General features: G+C 57.5%; 15 protein-coding genes. 6 read left to right on the top strand and 9 right to left on the bottom strand.

Annotated elements, in window-relative coordinates; all coding sequences use genetic code 11:
• Nucleotides 1-333: 333 nt before the first annotated feature.
• Complete coding sequence (locus tag ASB66_RS14265; RefSeq protein ID WP_060717063.1) at nt 334-1,257, bottom strand: pseudouridine-5'-phosphate glycosidase; 924 nt, start codon at nt 1,255-1,257, stop codon at nt 334-336.
• A 2-nt stretch (nt 1,258-1,259) separates the two neighbouring features.
• Nucleotides 1,260-2,219: a carbohydrate kinase family protein gene (locus ASB66_RS14260; RefSeq protein WP_060717062.1), complete on the bottom strand. Its 960-nt coding sequence runs from the start codon at nt 2,217-2,219 to the stop codon at nt 1,260-1,262.
• A gap of 246 nt (nt 2,220-2,465) precedes the next feature.
• Here ASB66_RS14260 and recA point away from each other — a divergent pair, with 246 nt between their 5' ends.
• The 3 genes from recA (at nt 2,466) to ASB66_RS14245 (ending at nt 7,852) form a co-directional block, all read left to right on the top strand.
• On the top strand, nt 2,466-3,554 hold the full coding sequence (recA, locus tag ASB66_RS14255; protein WP_015916255.1) for a recombinase RecA: 1,089 nt from the start codon (nt 2,466-2,468) through the stop codon (nt 3,552-3,554).
• A 169-nt stretch (nt 3,555-3,723) separates the two neighbouring features.
• A complete protein-coding gene (gene alaS / locus ASB66_RS14250; RefSeq protein WP_060717061.1) occupies nt 3,724-6,387 on the top strand; it encodes an alanine--tRNA ligase in 2,664 nt (887 codons plus the stop codon).
• Between the two features lie 67 nt (nt 6,388-6,454).
• Complete coding sequence (locus ASB66_RS14245; RefSeq protein WP_060717060.1) at nt 6,455-7,852, top strand: amidase; 1,398 nt, start codon at nt 6,455-6,457, stop codon at nt 7,850-7,852.
• Nucleotides 7,853-8,008: 156 nt separating this feature from the next.
• On the opposite strand, the gene ASB66_RS14240 is transcribed toward ASB66_RS14245, so the two are convergent.
• The 4 genes from ASB66_RS14240 to ASB66_RS14225 form a co-directional block, all read right to left on the bottom strand.
• Nucleotides 8,009-8,779 (bottom strand): amino acid ABC transporter ATP-binding protein, encoded by a 771-nt coding sequence (locus tag ASB66_RS14240; protein ID WP_015916253.1) that lies wholly within the window; start codon nt 8,777-8,779, stop codon nt 8,009-8,011.
• Nucleotides 8,780-8,890: 111 nt separating this feature from the next.
• The gene (locus ASB66_RS14235; protein WP_060717059.1) at nt 8,891-10,045 is read right to left on the bottom strand and encodes an amino acid ABC transporter permease; all 1,155 of its coding nucleotides are present in this window, start codon (nt 10,043-10,045) and stop codon (nt 8,891-8,893) included.
• Between the two features lie 4 nt (nt 10,046-10,049).
• Nucleotides 10,050-11,246: an amino acid ABC transporter permease gene (locus tag ASB66_RS14230; protein WP_060717058.1), complete on the bottom strand. Its 1,197-nt coding sequence runs from the start codon at nt 11,244-11,246 to the stop codon at nt 10,050-10,052.
• A 133-nt stretch (nt 11,247-11,379) separates the two neighbouring features.
• Nucleotides 11,380-12,405: an amino acid ABC transporter substrate-binding protein gene (locus ASB66_RS14225; RefSeq protein WP_060717057.1), complete on the bottom strand. Its 1,026-nt coding sequence runs from the start codon at nt 12,403-12,405 to the stop codon at nt 11,380-11,382.
• Nucleotides 12,406-12,843: 438 nt separating this feature from the next.
• Here ASB66_RS14225 and ASB66_RS14220 point away from each other — a divergent pair, with 438 nt between their 5' ends.
• Nucleotides 12,844-14,034, top strand: coding sequence for a cystathionine beta-lyase (locus ASB66_RS14220; RefSeq protein ID WP_060717056.1), 1,191 nt, complete (start codon nt 12,844-12,846; stop codon nt 14,032-14,034).
• A 63-nt stretch (nt 14,035-14,097) separates the two neighbouring features.
• Here ASB66_RS14220 and ASB66_RS14215 read toward each other — a convergent pair whose 3' ends face one another.
• Both ASB66_RS14215 and ASB66_RS14210 read right to left on the bottom strand, forming a co-directional pair.
• On the bottom strand, nt 14,098-15,276 hold the full coding sequence (locus ASB66_RS14215; protein WP_060717055.1) for an FAD-dependent monooxygenase: 1,179 nt from the start codon (nt 15,274-15,276) through the stop codon (nt 14,098-14,100).
• Nucleotides 15,277-15,314: 38 nt separating this feature from the next.
• On the bottom strand, nt 15,315-15,560 hold the full coding sequence (locus ASB66_RS14210; protein WP_015916247.1) for a zinc-finger domain-containing protein: 246 nt from the start codon (nt 15,558-15,560) through the stop codon (nt 15,315-15,317).
• Between ASB66_RS14210 and ASB66_RS14205 the strand changes: the two genes are divergently transcribed.
• Complete coding sequence (locus tag ASB66_RS14205) at nt 15,549-15,800, top strand: hypothetical protein (protein WP_060717054.1); 252 nt, start codon at nt 15,549-15,551, stop codon at nt 15,798-15,800. The genes ASB66_RS14210 and ASB66_RS14205 overlap by 12 nt on opposite strands.
• Nucleotides 15,801-15,963: 163 nt before the next feature.
• Nucleotides 15,964-16,749 carry an alpha/beta fold hydrolase gene (locus ASB66_RS14200; RefSeq protein ID WP_060717076.1) on the top strand — a complete coding sequence of 262 codons (786 nt, stop codon included), beginning with the start codon at nt 15,964-15,966 and terminating at the stop codon, nt 16,747-16,749.
• Nucleotides 16,750-16,755: 6 nt separating this feature from the next.
• Here the strand turns inward: ASB66_RS14200 and ASB66_RS14195 are convergent, their stop codons facing one another.
• Nucleotides 16,756-17,559, bottom strand: a complete 804-nt coding sequence (locus ASB66_RS14195; RefSeq protein WP_060717053.1) for an enoyl-CoA hydratase-related protein — start codon at nt 17,557-17,559, stop codon at nt 16,756-16,758.
• Between the last annotated feature and the right edge of the window lie 23 nt (nt 17,560-17,582).

Raw genomic sequence — 17,582 nt, 5'->3', positions numbered from 1 at the left:
TTGTGTTCCGCAAGTCCTTCTTGCAAATTTCCTTCGATGACGCACCGATCGACGGTCTTGAGGAGGAGCGGGACCAGAAGCATCCTTTAAATATGGGAGCCTGAGAGGCTCGTATCGAAACAGTAAGTCTTTGCTTTCTTGACCTGACGCCTGTCAGATGGGAATTGGCAGAAAGAGAGAGAGATTGATACGATCGAAAACGTGAAATTGCAGAATGAATTTTGGTGGCCAGTCGGTGCAGCGCGGATGGCCAACGATAAATCGACAACAATAATCTGTCGCAGAGTCTGATCGGGGACATTATCGCCCCCGATCCACTTTGATATCAGTGGCTTACAGCATCGCGACGGCAATTTCCGCTGCAAGACGCGCGTTGTTTTCCACCAACGCGATATTGGTGGTCAGGCTGCGGCCGTCGGTGAGGTGATAGATTGCGTCTAGCAGGAAAGGCGTCACGGCTTTGCCGGTGATTTCCTCGCGTTCGGCAGCGGCCAGCGCCCGGCCAATATAGATTTCCATCTCCTCGCGCGCAATTTCGTCTGCTTCCGGCACGGGATTGGCGATCAACATGCCTCCATCAATGCCCAATTGGTCGCGTACCTTCTGGAAATTGGCAATTGCCGCTGGGCTTTCCAGTTTGAGTGGGCTTTTCAATCCCGATTCCCGCGACCAGAAGGCTGGAAACTCGTCGCTGTCGTAAGTCACGACCGGTACGCCACGGGTTTCCAAGACTTCGAGGGTCTTGGGAATATCAAGAATGGCTTTTGCTCCGGCGCAGACGACGATGACCGGAGTACGGGCCAGTTCTTCCAGGTCCGCTGAGATGTCGAAGCTTTCTTCTGCGCCACGATGCACGCCGCCGATGCCGCCTGTCGCAAAAACCGAGATGTTGGCGCGGGCGGCGGCGATCATCGTCGCGGCTACCGTGGTAGCGCCGGTGCGGCGCTCGGCGATGGCGTAGGCGAGGTCGGCACGAGAGACCTTCAGGACATCAGTCATTTGCGCCAGTTTTTGCAACTGATCTTCTTCCAGCCCGATATGCAAGACACCTTCAATCACGGCGATGGTCGCCGGGACAGCGCCACCGTCGCGAATGATTGCCTCCACGCTCTGCGCCATCTCGACATTTTTCGGATAGGGCATGCCATGGGTGATAATGGTGGATTCCAGCGCGACAATGGGAGCGTTGCGCGTCTTGGCCGCGGCCACTTCGCGGGAGTAAACGATAGGCAGGAGCGGAGAAATCGAACGGGTCATGATCAGGAACTCGTTTGGCGGGAAAGGGCGCGCGGCTCGCCAACAAGGTCAAGGCGCGCGGCGAGGCGGTCTGCGGTGAGGTCCTCGTCTGTTGCCCTGTCTGATAGCAGGGTCAGGCCAGCCAAGGCAACACCGTGCCGCAGCGCCAGCGGTAAGGAACTGTCATTCACTCTTTGCGAAAGCACCCCCGCACAAAGCGAATCGCCAGCTCCGGTCACATCGGCCAGTGCTTCCAGTGGGGGCGGGGTCAAGGCATAGTCACCGCTTGCATCAAAGGCCACGACCGGCCCCGCACCATTGGTGACCACACCGCCATGGAGGCCTTTGGCGCGAAGCAGGTCCGGCCAACCAGAAGGATCATCCGGCCTTGTTCCCGCCAGTGTCGCGGCTTCGGCGCTATTAAGAAACAGCATATCGAAGCTATCGACGCAGTTGGCGTATCGCACCACCTTGGCCGGTGAAATGCCGATCCCGGCCAGAGGTTTGGCAAGTTGGCGCGCCATGGCGGCTATGGCCTCAAGCGTGTCCTGTGGCAGGTTCGCATCGATGAGCAAAAGCCGTGCGGATTCGAAGGCTTCTCGAACCGCACGTACTTTCAGCCGGCGCGGCGAAAACAAACGGTAGAGCTCCATATCGGCCAGGCCGATGACCAGATTACCGTCCTTTTCTAAAATAGCAGTATAGCTTGGTGTGCTGCGATCCAGAAAGGTGAAAGGCCGGTCGTCGACACCTGCCGCTTCGGCGGCCAACGCCACCCGTTGGCCAAGCGCATCGCCGCCGCGGGGGCTGATCATGGCAACATTCAACCCAAGCCGGGCCAAGGCGCGTGCAGCGTTGAAGCCGCCACCGCCGGGTTCTTCCAGCCATCGTCCGGGATTGCTGGCGCCAGGAATGGTTTCCGCATCGATGCGTCCGCGCCGATCGATATGCGCGCCGCCCAGAACGAGAATGTCGAGACTCATACCTTCCAGCCTCCTGGAAACAGTGGAAATTCGAATCGCGAAGGCGTCATTCTGAGGGGTGTCACAGGCTGGAAACCAACTTCTCTTAACGGCCAACGACATGGAAACATTAAGAGAACACCCGCCAGATTAAAAAATGAACACAAAGACTTGGGCAAGACTTGCAAAAATGGAACAAATCATGTACATAGTCACTGTCTGCAGTTTCGTTGCCTACGCGGCTTCAATAACCTAAAGGTGGTTCAAATGTCACAAAATTCTTTGCGGCTCGTAGAGGACAAAACGGTGGATAAAAGCAAGGCATTGGAAGCGGCCCTGTCGCAGATCGAGCGATCGTTCGGCAAGGGCTCGATCATGAAGCTTGGTGCGAACGAAAAAATCGTAGAGGTTGAAACAGTATCAACGGGCTCTCTAAGCCTTGATATCGCGCTCGGCATTGGTGGTCTTCCCAAAGGCCGTATCATTGAAATTTATGGACCGGAAAGCTCCGGTAAAACAACGCTTGCGTTGCAAACCATTGCCGAGGCCCAGAAAAAGGGCGGCGTTTGCGCTTTCGTCGATGCCGAGCATGCGCTGGATCCGGTCTATGCTCGCAAACTGGGCGTCGATCTCCAGAATTTGCTGATCTCGCAGCCGGATACCGGCGAGCAGGCGCTGGAAATTACCGATACGCTGGTGCGTTCGGGCGCCATCGATGTGTTGGTGATCGACTCAGTCGCGGCCTTGACGCCGAAAGCTGAAATCGAAGGTGAAATGGGTGATAGCCTGCCGGGCATGCAGGCGCGGTTGATGAGCCAGGCGCTGCGCAAGCTGACGGGCTCGATTTCGCGTTCGAACTGCATGGTGGTTTTCATCAACCAGATTCGTATGAAGATCGGCGTGATGTTCGGTTCCCCGGAGACGACGACCGGTGGTAACGCCTTGAAGTTCTACGCTTCGGTTCGTCTTGATATTCGCCGTATCGGCGCCGTCAAGGACCGGGAAGAAATTGTTGGCAACCAGACCCGCGTCAAGGTGGTCAAGAACAAGATGGCGCCGCCCTTCAAGCAGGTGGAATTCGACATCATGTATGGCGAAGGCGTGTCGAAGACCGGCGAATTGGTCGATCTGGGCGTCAAGGCCGGGATCGTTGAGAAGGCAGGGGCCTGGTTTTCCTATAATAGCCAGCGCTTGGGGCAGGGCCGGGAAAACGCCAAGATCTTCCTGCGCGATAATCCTGCGGTTGCCGATGAAATCGAAACGGCGCTTCGCCAGAACGCTGGTCTGATCGCTGAGCGTTTTCTTGAAAATGGCGGTCCTGACGCCAATGACAGCGTCGGTCTTGACGACGCTTGATCAGCCAGGACCGCTTATCTGGCGGTTGGATCTGTTGATTGTTGCGGGCTGGGGATTTACATCTCCGGCCCTTTTCTTTCGATAGGCTGGACAGGCGTCATGGCGGACGATAAAAGCCGTTGTTTTCTGACGTCTGTCCGGCAACGGACACTTATTCCAAGGGCATCCCATGAGCGGCGTAAATGACATTCGGTCGACCTTCCTCGATTACTTCAAGACCAATGGTCATGAAGTCGTTGCGTCGAGCCCGCTCGTGCCTCGCAATGACCCGACCTTGATGTTCACCAACGCCGGTATGGTGCAGTTCAAGAATGTCTTCACCGGACTGGAACACCGGCCTTATTCCCGTGCGACCACGGCGCAGAAATGCGTTCGGGCCGGGGGCAAGCATAACGATCTCGACAATGTCGGTTACACCGCACGTCATCACACGTTTTTCGAAATGCTGGGCAACTTTTCCTTTGGCGATTATTTCAAGGAAAACGCCATCGAACTGGCCTGGAACCTGATTACCCGGGAATTCGGCATTGATCGCAACAAGCTTTGCGTTACCGTCTATCACACCGATGACGAAGCCTTTGGCTTGTGGAAGAAAATTGCCGGTCTGCCTGAAGAAAAGATCATCCGGATTGGCACCAGCGACAATTTCTGGGCAATGGGCGATACCGGTCCGTGCGGTCCGTGTTCGGAAATCTTTTATGACCACGGCGACCATATCTGGGGCGGACCTCCGGGTTCTGCCGATGAGGATGGCGACCGGTTCATTGAGATCTGGAACCTGGTTTTCATGCAATATGAACAGGTCACCAAAGAGCAACGGGTTGACCTGCCGCGTCCGTCCATCGATACAGGCATGGGCCTGGAGCGGGTTGCGGCCTTGTTGCAGGGCAAGCATGACAATTACGATATCGACCTGTTCCGTGCCCTGATCGATGCTTCCGTCGATCTCACCGGCGTTCCGGCTGAGGGCGAACGCCGGGCCAGCCACCGGGTGATTGCTGATCATCTGAGGTCTTCTGCATTCCTGATTGCAGACGGTGTGTTGCCATCGAACGAAGGCCGCGGCTATGTTCTGCGCCGGATCATGCGCCGCGCCATGCGGCACGCCGAACTGCTCGGTTCTCGCGATCCTATGATTTACAAGCTTCTGCCCGTGCTTGTGCAGCAGATGGGCCGTGCCTATCCGGAACTGGTCCGCGCTGAGGCGTTGATTTCCGAAACCTTGAAGCTCGAAGAAAACCGTTTCCGCAAGACTCTGGAGCGTGGCCTTTCGCTGCTGTCCGATGCCACCGCCACCCTGAACAAGGGCGATAGTATTGACGGCGAAACCGCGTTCAAGCTTTACGACACCTATGGTTTTCCGCTGGATTTGACGCAGGATGCTTTGCGCGCGCGTGGCATTGGCGTCGATATCACCGGCTTTAACGATGCTATGCAGCGTCAGAAGGCCGAAGCCCGTGCCAGTTGGTCCGGCTCCGGCGACAAGGCGACGGAAACCGTGTGGTTCGAATTGAAGGACAAGCACGGCGCAACCGAGTTTCTCGGTTATTCCGCAGAAAGCGCCGAGGGTGAAATTCAGTCGCTGGTGCGTGACGGTGCGGTGATCGAGCAAGCTGCCGCAGGCGAGAATGTCCAGGTTGTGGTCAACCAGACGCCATTCTATGGCGAATCTGGTGGTCAGGTTGGCGATACCGGTGAAATCGTTGGCGATGGATTCGTTCTTGAGGTGCGCGATACCCTAAAGAAGGGCGAGGGGCTGTTTGTCCACGTTGCCACTGTTCGTGAAGGGACTGTTCGCGCCGGTACGGTCGTCGCGCTCAATGTTGATCATGCTCGGCGCTCCAGATTGCGGGCCAACCACTCCGCGACACATTTGCTGCATGAAGCCTTGCGCGATGTGCTAGGCAGCCATGTGGCACAGAAGGGTTCGCTGGTTGCGCCGGAACGTCTTCGTTTCGATATTTCCCATCCTAAGCCTGTCACGGCGGAAGAGTTGAAGATCGTCGAAGAGATGGCCAATGAAATCATTGTCCAGAACGCTTCCGTCACCACCCGCTTGATGGCGGTGGATGATGCGATTGCCGAGGGTGCCATGGCACTGTTTGGCGAGAAATATGGCGATGAAGTGCGTGTTGTGTCTATGGGGACGGCGGTACGCGGTCCCAAAGCAGGCAAGCCCTATTCCATTGAGCTTTGCGGTGGAACGCATGTCTCGGCGACAGGTGATATCGGCTTGGTGCGGCTGGTCGCGGAAAGTGCTGTTGGTGCAGGCGTTCGCCGGATCGAGGCCCTGACTGGCGAATCCGCCCGTGCCTATCTGGCGGAACAGGATGAGCGTGTCAAAGCGCTGGCATCCGCCTTGAAGGTTCAGCCCGTCGATGTCGTTTCTCGCGTCGAAGCTTTGGTGGACGAACGCCGCAAGCTGGAACGCGAATTGGCTGATGCCAAGCGCAAGCTTGCTATGGGTGGCGGCTCAACCGGCGCTGCGGACGTGCCGCGCGACTTGGGCGGTATCAAGTTCATCGGCAAGCAACTTGCTGGGATCGATCCCAAGGATCTCAAGGGGATGGCCGACGAGGCCAAGTCCGCACTCGAGTCTGGCGTGGTCCTTCTGATCGCAGTGGCAGAGGATGGGAAAGCCAGTGCTGTTGCAAGTGTGACGGCTGATTTGACTGATAAGGTTTCCGCCGTCGATCTGGTCCGGATTGCCTCATCCGCCCTTGGTGGCAAGGGCGGCGGTGGACGGCCCGATATGGCCCAGGCAGGCGGCCCTGATGGTGCCAAGGCCGACGATGCCATCGAAGCCGTTGCCAAGGCCATTGAGGCGGCCTAATCTGAAGCCGTAAGATGGTCGGCCTTCCTCTTTTTGGTCCGATGCTGTAGCGCGGAGCATGCGGTTGATGGTTGTGGAGGATCAAGAGCCAACGCTGGGCTCGTCTGTCGCTCATGCGGAACGTTGCCTGGAAAACCTTCGGGTTTTCGAGCATCTTAATGCGTTCCTTTGCCTCAATCCATTGGTGTTGGATGAGGCGAAATCGGTTGACCGTCGGCATGAAAAGGGTGAGTACCTTCCGCTGCGGGGCATGATTGTTGCCGTCAAGGACAATATCGAAACCGCGGGGCTGAACACGACCGGCGGAGCCGTCGCCCTTAAAGACTATGTGCCGCGTCGCGATGCCTTTGCGCTGCGCCAGTTGAAACAGCATGGCGCGGTGGTGATCGGCAAGACCAATCTGGATGAACTGGCCGGGGCGGGAAGCACATTAAGCTCGCTTGGCGGCCAGTCACTCAATCCTTACGATCCGTCCCGTACGCCCGCTGGGTCTTCCGGCGGTTCGGCCATTGCTGTGGCGATCGGGGCTTGCACGGTTGCGTTGGGTACGGAAACGGTGAATTCAATCCGCAATCCCGCGCATATTTGCGGCGTTTTCGGATTGAGGCCAAGCGGGGGGCTGATCGCCCGAAGCGGTACGATTCCCGTATCACCCACCATGGACGTGCTGGGGCCGCTCGCGGGGACGCTCGAAGATCTGGCACTGGCATTTCGGATGATGATTGGCTTTGATCCGGATGACGCCGTGAGTTTGGCGGCCCGCGACTTCGATAGGGATGGTCTTAAGGTTTCACGGTGGCCGAAAGTCGAGGGCATGCGCATTGGCGTGCTGACGGGGCTGTTTGGCGCGGGCGAGGAGCATGTCGACATCAACCGTTGCCTGGATGCTGCTTTTGAGCGACTTCGCAGCAGGGATGTCGTTGTTGTCGAGATTGAGGAACCACGGTTTAATTCTCTATCGCTATATAATGATCTGGCGCTGCATGCTCACGAATTTGAAAGCGCATTCGATGGCTGGCTGAGCGGCTTGAACACCGATGCCCCGATCGCTAACTTCAGAGCCTATGTTGAAGATGGTCGCTGGCCGCATTCGACCATGCATATGCTGCTTAAAACAGCCTTGGAAGCGGATAGGGTTGAGGCGAAGCTGGATTATGCCCGCAAGATTGCTGCTGCGAAGACGATACGAATGCTTACCGAGCAGATTATGCTGGAGCATCGGCTCGATGCGCTGGCCTACCCTGCGCAACATCGTAACGCTCTTCTGATCGGTGAACAGTCTAGACCTGAACGCAATGGCGTATTGGCTTCAGCGCTTGGATGGCCGGCTATCAACGTGCCGGTCGGACAAGCTGACGGGCTGCCGGTTGGGTTGGATCTGATGGCAGTTCCGGCTCAGGAATTCCTGCTGTTTTCACTGGCCAAAGCCGTGCAAGGACCGCCTGTACGGCCCCCGATTCCATAGCGTGTCACGTCAATCTGGATTCATCTGACATTCTATGGCGTTCTCTTTCGCATGTCTTTTTGGGGAACAACGGTTTCCACTTGTCCCCGACAAACACGACAGCGCCGTGCACCATATATGGCGCACGGCGCTGTGCTCCAGGATATTAGCCAGATCCTAGTGCAGGATCTGGCTGAGGAACAGCTTGGTGCGCTCGTGCTGCGGATTGTCGAAGAACTCGGCGGGCGCGTTCTGTTCGACGATCTGGCCCTGGTCCATGAAGATAACCCGGTCGGCGACCTGGCGGGCAAAGCCCATTTCATGGGTAACGCAGAGCATGGTCATGCCTTCTTCCGCCAGACCCACCATGGTGTCCAGCACTTCCTTGACCATTTCCGGGTCAAGGGCCGAGGTGGGCTCATCGAACAGCATGATCTTCGGCTTCATGCAAAGGGCGCGGGCGATGGCGACGCGCTGCTGCTGGCCACCGGAGAGCTGGCCTGGATATTTATTGGCCTGTTCCGGGATCTTGACGCGCTTCAGATAGTGCATCGCGACTTCTTCGGCTTCCTTCTTTGGCATCTTGCGGACCCAAATCGGCGCCAGCGTGCAATTTTCAAGGATCGTCAGATGCGGGAACAGATTGAAGTGCTGGAACACCATGCCGACTTCTCGACGGACTTCATCGATCTTCTTGAGGTCGTTGGTCAACTCGATGTCGTCGACGATAATCTGTCCAGTCTGGTGTTCCTCCAACCGGTTGATGCAGCGGATCATCGTTGATTTGCCAGAGCCTGACGGACCCGCGATGACGATCCGCTCGCCGGTCGCTACCTTGAGGTTGATGTCACGAAGGACGTGAAATTCGCCATACCATTTGTTCATGGCAATCAATTCGATTGCGGTCTTGGTGGGGGCTTTCTCGATGGAGGTTTGAGCTTCAGCCATAATTGAGTTTCCTAGAAGTGGAGTTTGTCAGGAAAGCCGGACGTCGATCTTGTCCCTACAAACGAACGAAAGAATGAAGCAACTGCCGGATCAGGTTGAAACCGACAGATGCTAGTGCTTGTGGCCCGTGTCGAGGTGCCGTTCCATGAAATACGAGTAGCGCGACATGCTGAAGCAGAACAGCCAGTAGATGAAGCCTGCAAAGACCAGACCGGTTACGGCTGTCTCAGGCGTTGCCCAGTTGGAGTCCGACAGGTTGAGGATGACGATGCCCAGGAGGTCGAACATGCCAATGATCGAGACCAGCGACGTATCCTTGAACAACCCGATAAAGGTATTGACGATGCCTGGAATGACCAGCTTGATCGCCTGCGGCAGAACGATCAGGCGGATTTTCTGCCAGTAGCTCAGGCCAAGAGAATCGGCACCTTCGAACTGTCCCTTCGGGATGGCCTGCAGGCCGCCGCGAATGACTTCCGCCATATAAGCCGATGAGAAGATTGAGACACCGACCAAAGCGCGCAGCAATTTGTCGAAACTCCAGCCATCAGGCAGGAATAACGGCAGCATGACGCTGGCCATGAACAATACGGTGATCAAGGGGACGCCGCGCACCACTTCGATGAAGATTACGCAGAGCATCTTGATGACCGGCATGGTCGACCGGCGGCCAAGCGCCAACATGATGCCAACCGGCAGCGACACCGCAATCCCAAAGAAGGACAGAATCAGGGTCACCATCAAGCCGCCCCAGCGTGCCGTTTCCACATGCTGGAGGCCAAAGCCGCCGGCGAGCAAAAAGAAGGAAACCACCGGCAGCACCAGAAACAGCAGCACGGCATTTGTACCCTTGAATGGCGCCTTAGGGATCAACATGGGAGCCAGCAGGACGGCAAACAGCACCATGACGGTCAACGGACGCCAGATCTCTTCGCTCGGATAGCGCCCGAAGATGAATTGCTGGAATTTGGCGCCGACAAAGGCCCAGCAGGCCCCAGCGCTGCCATCCGGCAATGCCCCGCCCTGAGAGACGGTAAGGCAGGCGATGCGGCCTGCTCCCGACCAGACAGCGTGGACGAACAGCCAGTTGATCAAGCCGGGCAGGATATAGGCCAGAAAGGCCAATGCCAGCAGGGTCAGCACAACGTCTTTCGGGGTCGCAATCAGGTTCTTGCGGACCCAAGCCGTCGTGCCGATCTGGCCAGCGGGAGCCGGAGAGGCGGACACCATCTCCGTGCGTACGAATACAGGGGTGTGTAATGCCATGATATTACCTCTCGACCAGCGCCATCTTGGCATTAAACCAGTTCATGAAGACTGCAGTGCTGATGCTGATCGTCAGGTAGACGGCCAGCCAGACGGCAACGATTTCGACGGCCTGTCCGGTCTGATTGAGAATCGTACCCCCGACAGCGACGATATCGGCAAAGCCGATGGCGACAGCCAGGGAGGAGTTCTTCGCAAGGTTGAGATACTGGCTGGTCAGCGGCGGAATGATAATCCGCATCGCCTGCGGCACGACAATGAGCCGTGAGGTGTGGCTATGCTTGAGGCCGAGCGCGCTGGCCGCTTCCGTCTGCCCCTTGGAGACAGCTTTGATGCCACCACGAACGATTTCCGCTATGAAAGCGGCGGTGTAGAAGGACAGCGCCAGAAACAGCGAGGTGAACTCGGGTCCGACGACCGAACCGCCCTGCATGTTGAATCGACCGACAATTGGAAGATCGAAGGTCAGCGGCATGCCGATCGCCATAAACACCAGGACTGGAAGGCCGACGATCAACGCCAGCGACGACCATAGGATTGGAAATTGTTGGCCTGTCGCCATCTGGCGCTTGCGGGCCCATTTCCTGACGAGAATGGAAATAACGATCCCTATCGCGATGGCTGGCAACAGCAGCCAGGCCTCGTCGCCGAAAATCGCCTTTGGAAAGGTGACGCCGCGATTGTTCAGATAGATATCGAAAGGCAGCGCGATGGAATCGCGCGCCTGCGGCAGAATGGCAATGACGCCGCGGTACCAGAAGAAGATGACCAGCAGCGGCGGAATATTGCGGAAAATTTCGACATAGACCTGGCAGAGCTTGGCGATCAACCAGTTGTGCGACAATCGGCCGAGACCGACGGCAAAGCCGATGATCGAGGCGGTGATGATGCCAGCCACGGCGACTTGCAGCGTATTGAGCAGGCCGACGAGAAGTGCGCGACCATAGGTCGAATCGCTGCTGTAGCTGATCAATTGCTGGCCGATGTCGAAACCGGAGCGGCCTTGCAGGAAGCCGAAGCCGGAGGTGATATTGGCTTTTTGGAGATTGTGAATGGTATTGTTGGCGACCATCCAGATGAAGGCGACCAAAATTACTAAGGTAACCACCTGATAAAATATGCCACGGACCTTCGGGTCGTAGATGAGCGATGCCGCGCTGACCGATCCGGTTTTAGAGGAGCTCGAATCCTGTATTGCCATTGAGGCTTTTTCCCCCTTTTTCACCCTAGGTTTTGGGTGCGCATGTCCTTGCCCTTTTGCAATGGGGAGGCGGTGCGGACACCGCCTCCCCAGAAAGGCTTGGTTTGGGTTGCTTGTCGGACCCGGTTGCGGATCAGCGGATCGGCGGGCCGTACTGCAGACCGCCCTTGGTCCACAAAGCGTTGCCACCGCGGGCGATCTTCAGTGGGCTACCGGCGCCGACATTGCGATCGAAGACTTCGCCGTAATTGCCGACGAGCTTGATGACATTATAGGCCCAGTCTTCCTTGAGGCCGAGATCGGTACCCAGCTTGCTGCCGGATTCAGCGCCGAGCATGCGCTTGACGTCCGGACCGCCATTGGCCTTCATTTCGTCGATGTTCTTGGAGGTCACGCCAGCTTCTTCCGCGTTCACCATGGCATAGTGAACCCAGCTGACCACGTCGAACCACTTGTCGTCGCCCTGACGGACAGCCGGTCCGAGCGGCTCCTTGGAAATGACTTCCGGCAGAACCATGTTGTCATCGGGGTTCTTCAACTTCAGGCGGATGGCATAGAGGCCGGACTGGTCGGTGGTGTAGACGTCGCAACGACCGGCGTCGTAAGCCGAAGTTGCGTCGTCTTCCTTTTCGAACACGACCGGGTTGTATTTCAGGCCGTTGGCCTTGAAATAGTCGGCAAGGTTCAATTCGGTCGTGGTGCCAGTCTGAACGCAGACGGCAGCGCCGGACAGTTCCAGAGCCGATTTCACGTTGAGGCTCTTTTTCGCCATGAAGCCCTGGCCGTCATAATAGTTGACGGTGCGGAAGTTGAAGCCGAGTGAGGTGTCGCGGCTGATCGTCCAGGTGGTGTTACGCGTCAGCACATCGACTTCACCCGACTGCAATGCGGGGAATCGGTCTTTACTGGAAAGCGGCGTAAACTTGGCCTTGGAGGCGTCGCCGAAAACGGCGGCAGCAATGCCGCGGCAGTAATCGACATCCAGACCCGACCAGTCGCCCTTGTCATTCGGAGCGGAAAATCCCGGAATGCCCTGGCTGACGCCGCATTGAACAAAGCCTTTTGCCTTAACATCGCTCAGCGTGTCGGCCGAGGCTGCTGATGCGCCAAAACCAAATGCCGCAGCGCCAAGCGCAACTGACAGGAGCGTCTTTTTCATGTTTCCCAACCTTTTTTCTGTTTGTCTTCCCTCCGGTGCCTGACACGGCTCTTGCCCCTCTCCATGCACCGGTGCCCGGGTTGTGACCCTAGCAAGCCCATCACATTCATAAATGGGTTCATGGTCAAGTGTTGATGGGTGGAAATTGCGTCGAAAAGTGGCAATTCAATTTTTTTGCTCATAAAATAGGCCTACAACACAGGAAAGCCGCAGTTGATGATGAAAAATTAGTCTAAATGGCGCCGTTGAATTTCATTGTCCCGGTGACGCGGGAAGGCTTGACCATGCTTGGCTGGCCTGTTCAAAAAAAGAAGTGGAGAAGCGGCGGCGATAAACCCATAACGAGGTGGATTGCGCCGCTATTTTCGATAGTCATAACTCTTGGCAAGTTGCTCGATCAGGCAGGCGGCCAGCACGTGAAAAAGGCAGTTATAGCGGATGTCCGACAAAAAAGACTGGTTGACGAGCGCTGGCACCAATACAAAATTGTGCCATATCGGCCATGATCCCTCAAGCTACCATGGTTTTGTCAATCCGCCGATCGTCAAGGCATCGACGGTGCTGTTTCCGACTGCGGAAAGCATGGAAACACGGACGCAGAAATATACCTATGGCACCCGCGGCACACCGACGACGGACGCGCTTTGCGATGCGATCGACGTGCTGGAAGGGTCAGCTGGAACGATTATACTGCCCTCCGGCCTCGCTGCGATTACTGTCCCTTTTCTGGCCTTTCTATCGCCGGGCGATCATGCGCTGATCGTCGACTCGGTCTATGACCCGGCCCGGCATTTTTGCGATACAATGTTGAAGCGGATGGGTGTCGAGGTCGAATATTACGATCCCGCCATTGGTGCAGGTATAGCATCGCTGATGCGTGCCAATACAAAGCTGGTTCACGCCGAGGCTCCTGGCAGCAATACATTCGAAATGCAGGATATTCGCCTTCTGGCTGACATTGCTCATAGCCATGGCGCTGTGGTCAGCATGGACAATACCTGGGCTACGCCGCTTTACTTCCGGCCGCTGGATTTCGGTGTCGATATTTCCATGCAGGCATCAACCAAATATCCGGCTGGCCATTCTGATATTCTGATGGGGACGGTTTCGGCCAATGCGGCCTGCTGGCCGCGCCTTATAGCTGCCAATGGCGCCATGGGCCTCTGCGGTTCGGCAGAAGACAGCTATATGGTTCTGCGTGGTCTCAGAACCATGGCGGTCAGGCTTGCCCATCATGATCGCAGTGCTCGTGCCGTGGCCGAATGGCTGGAGACGAGAGATGATGTTGCGCGGGTCTTGCATCCGGCCCTGCCCAGTTTTCCCGGTCATGATATCTGGAAACGCGATTTTAAAGGCGCGTCGGGGATATTTTCCTTTGTGCTGGCGGAAAGCGATCCGGCGCAGTTCAAGCGGAAGGCGTATGCCTTTCTCGATGCCTTGCAGATTTTCGGTCTCGGATGGTCGTGGGGTGGTTACGAAAGCCTGGCGGTATTGGCCAATGTCGGCGACCGCGTCATCGCCAAGCCGCCCGCAGGCGGGCCATTGATTCGTCTTCAGATCGGACTTGAAGATGTTGCCGATCTCCAGGCGGATCTGGAGCGCGGTTTTGCGGCGGCCGCCACAGCCTAATCGCCTGACCCGGAATTGATTCCGGGTCAACACGATCGGAAAATCACTGACTTGCCGGGGAATTCACCGAGCCTGGACAGCAGGCCGGTAGCCGTAGAGCCAGTCGAGATCGCGGGCAAAGCGATCGGAAGACCGTAAGGACAAGAGGACGTCGCGCCCGATTTGCAGCGGCCCCTTGGCGTGATAGGCGAATTTGTTGATTGCCCCGCGTTTGCGCACGGCGCTGACCCGTTTTTGCCGACTGGCCTCATAAGCCGCGAGCGCCTGGGGGATGACCCGGCTGGAGACGAGGTCGGCAAGTTCGAAAGCGTCTTCGATGGCCATGGCTGCACCCTGGGCCGAGAAGGGGAGCATGGCATGGGCGGCATCACCGATCAGCACCAGATCCCTGTCATTGTGCCAACGGCCATTACCAGCCTGAAACAGCGGCCAGAAGGTCATGTTGCTCTTGGCATTCGCCAGCATGGTGCAGATATCGCTATTCCAGCCTTTGAAGGCCCGCTCCAGCAGCAGGGCTTGAGCATCCTGCGTTTGTGCCGCCCATCCTTCGCCGGGATCGACGCCTGCGCCGATGGCCACGATGTTGATACTGTCGGTATCGCGCAAGGGGTAGGTGACCATATGGGCATTCGGCCCCAGAAATGCCGTGACTGACTGGCGGTCTAGAAAGGCGGGGGCTTCGGCTTGAGGGAGAGTGATGCGCCAGGCAATGCTGCCGCTGAAGGACACGTCCGGGCCACCGGCGACGAAATTGCGCAGCCGGGACCAGACGCCATCGGCGGCGATCAGCAGGTCGGGACGTTCGCCAGTTTGCGGATCTCGCAGGATTTGCGCATCGGGGCTTTCGACCCTCTGGTCCAATGTCAGAGAGCAAAGCGGATTTTGCGCCACGGCATCCAGCAAAGCCTGTTGCAGCGTAGCGCGATGCAGAACACCGTAGGGTGCCTGCCAACGGGATTTCGCATGGGCGCCAACCGGCACGTTACAAAGGCGTTTCAAGCTGATGCCTGAGGCGAGCGCCACCACATCCGGCTCATGCCAGCGTACGCGCAGGTTTTCGAGAACACCGAGTTCGTCGAGAATCCAGGTGACGTTTGGCGTCAGTTGCAGGCCGGCGCCGACCTCAAGCAATTGCGGGCTTTTCTCAAAAATCCGGGTCGCAATACCCACGCGGGCAAAGCACAAGGACGCGGCGAGACCGGCTATGCCGCCGCCGACAATTGCCACGGTTTTCGTGGGCATGATGATAATCCGATCGCTGGCGCGTCGCTGAGAGCCGCTCAGGCTGCCTTGACGTGAAAGACGCAGCCTGCGGGGTTGGTTTCGGTTGCCTTCAGGCTGCTGTTATAACGATAGAGCGTTGAGCAGTAGGGGCAGACCTTCTCGGTGTCATGGCCAAGGTCGATGAAGATATGCGGATGATCGAAAGGAACGGACGCGCCGGTGCACATGAATTCCTTGACGCCGATTTCGACAAGCCGATGTCCGCCGTCGTTCTGGAAGTGGGGAATGGAATGACCGGCCATGTCTATGCTCCGAATGCCTTGTTGCCCAGTTTCCAAGGCCTGCAAGGCCGGGAAACTCAACTGAAGATGAAACGTTTATGGCGCGCGATCCGCATCTCTGCTAGCGCCATGCACCGCGATTGGGTTGCGACGGACATTAGCCGCCTTTTTTTGAAATGGGTAGAGCCAATGCAAGGCGCTGCCGATTGTTTTTACAGAATTGCTGTGCCTTTGCAGGGCTATGGGCAGATAAACTCTTGAACCCTACAGGGGTTACGACTTATGCAGCAGGGCTACTGCGTATCGCAACCCTTGCGGATGTCTGGCGTCTTCCTGCCCTTGTTGGCAGATTGGGGATGGCATGTTGTGGGGCGGCGGGCCGGGTCACGCCGCCTTGATCGACACTCAAACTGGACCGATTGTGATGAATTTGAACGCCCCCGCCTTTTCCCGCTTTCGTCATGACGGTCTGGAGATCGCCTATTTCGATGAGGGCGATCCGTCTGGCCCGGCGGTTCTGCTGATCCATGGGTTTGCCTCCAGCGCCCTGGTCAATTGGGTGCATCCTGGCTGGCTGAAGACGCTGGGCGATGCCGGCTACCGGGTGATTGCACTCGACAATCGCGGCCATGGCCAGAGTGACAAGCCGCATGAAGCGGAAGTCTATCACCCTGAAAACATGGCAGCGGATGCCGCAGCCCTGCTCGATCATCTTGGTGTGTCTGAAGCGCATGTCATGGGATATTCCATGGGCGCCCGGATCTCGGCTTTCATGGCGCTGGATTTTCCGCAGCGGGTCCGCTCACTGGTGTTTGGCGGGCTTGGTATCGGCATATCCACTGGGGTCGGCGATTGGGACCCGATTGCCGATGCGCTGCTGGCTCCTTCGCTTGATGATGTGACCCATGAGCGTGGCCGGATGTTTCGCGCCTTTGCCGAACAGACCCGCAGCGACCGGCTGGCGCTTGCCGCCTGTATTTCAACGTCGCGCGATCTGGTGTCCGCAGCCGAGCTTGCTACAATCACCATGCCTGTTCTGATCGGCGTCGGCACGGTGGATGATATCGCCGGATCGCCACACGAACTGGCGGCGCTGATGCCCAATGCCCGCGCACTCGATATTCCCAAGCGCGACCATATGCTGGCGGTTGGCGATAGGGTGTTTAAACAGGCCGTTCTGGAATTTTACGCAGAGCTGGATGGCCGGTAGACGTTTCTATTCTCCGGTAAAGATCGGTTGGCGTTTTTCGCGAAAGGCCGCGCGGCCTTCGCGGTAGTCGGCGCTTTCAAACGTGGTGGAGCCAAGAACAGCGGCCTCACTCAGCAGGCTGTCGTCCTGGCTTTCCGTTGCCCGCAGCGCCAGCTTGGCAGCGTGGATAGACAGTGGAGCATTGGCGGCAATGGTTTCTGCCAGCGAAAAGGCAGCACCGTCAAGAGCTTGAGGGGCGACGAGCTCGCCCAGAAAGCCGCAGCTCAACAGGGAGTCGGCAGGAAATGCCTGGCCGGTAAAAAGCGCACGCCGGGCGATCTGGCTGCCCAGCGTCCGGCTGAGGTCGGCAACGGCATCTGCCGGATAGGCCAGGCCAAGCCGGGCGGCGGGTATGGCGAAGATTGCGGTGTCGTCGGCGATCCTGATATCGGCGGCGGCGGCAAGCCCGAAGGCCCCACCATAGCAAACCCCGCGAAGCGAAGCGATGACCGGCACCCGCGCCTCACGGATGGCTGCGAAAGCGGCACTATTGTCAGCCTCGTAGATCCGCGCCTGACGGCTGTCATTGCGCACGGCGTCGAATTCGGAAATGTCGGCACCGGCGCTGAAATCGGTTTGGCCACCGCCTGTCATGACGATGCAATGAACCCCGGCCTCGGCAATCAGCCAGTCCAGTGCCGGGGGAATGGCGCGCCACATGGCCTGGGTAATCGCATTCTTGCGGGTTGGATTATCGATAATCAGCGCGCCAATGCCATTTTGTCCGGCCACCCTTATGCCGTTATCCGCAAAGGTCCGCGCTTTTTTCATCTCATGCCCCCATCTGGTCTGAT

Source organism: Gillisella vitis, from assembly GCF_001541345.2.
Lineage (GTDB): Bacteria > Pseudomonadota > Alphaproteobacteria > Rhizobiales > Rhizobiaceae > Allorhizobium > Allorhizobium vitis.
The sequence above is the reverse complement of the archived record's forward strand: the minus strand, read 5'-3'. Positions and strand labels throughout refer to the sequence as shown.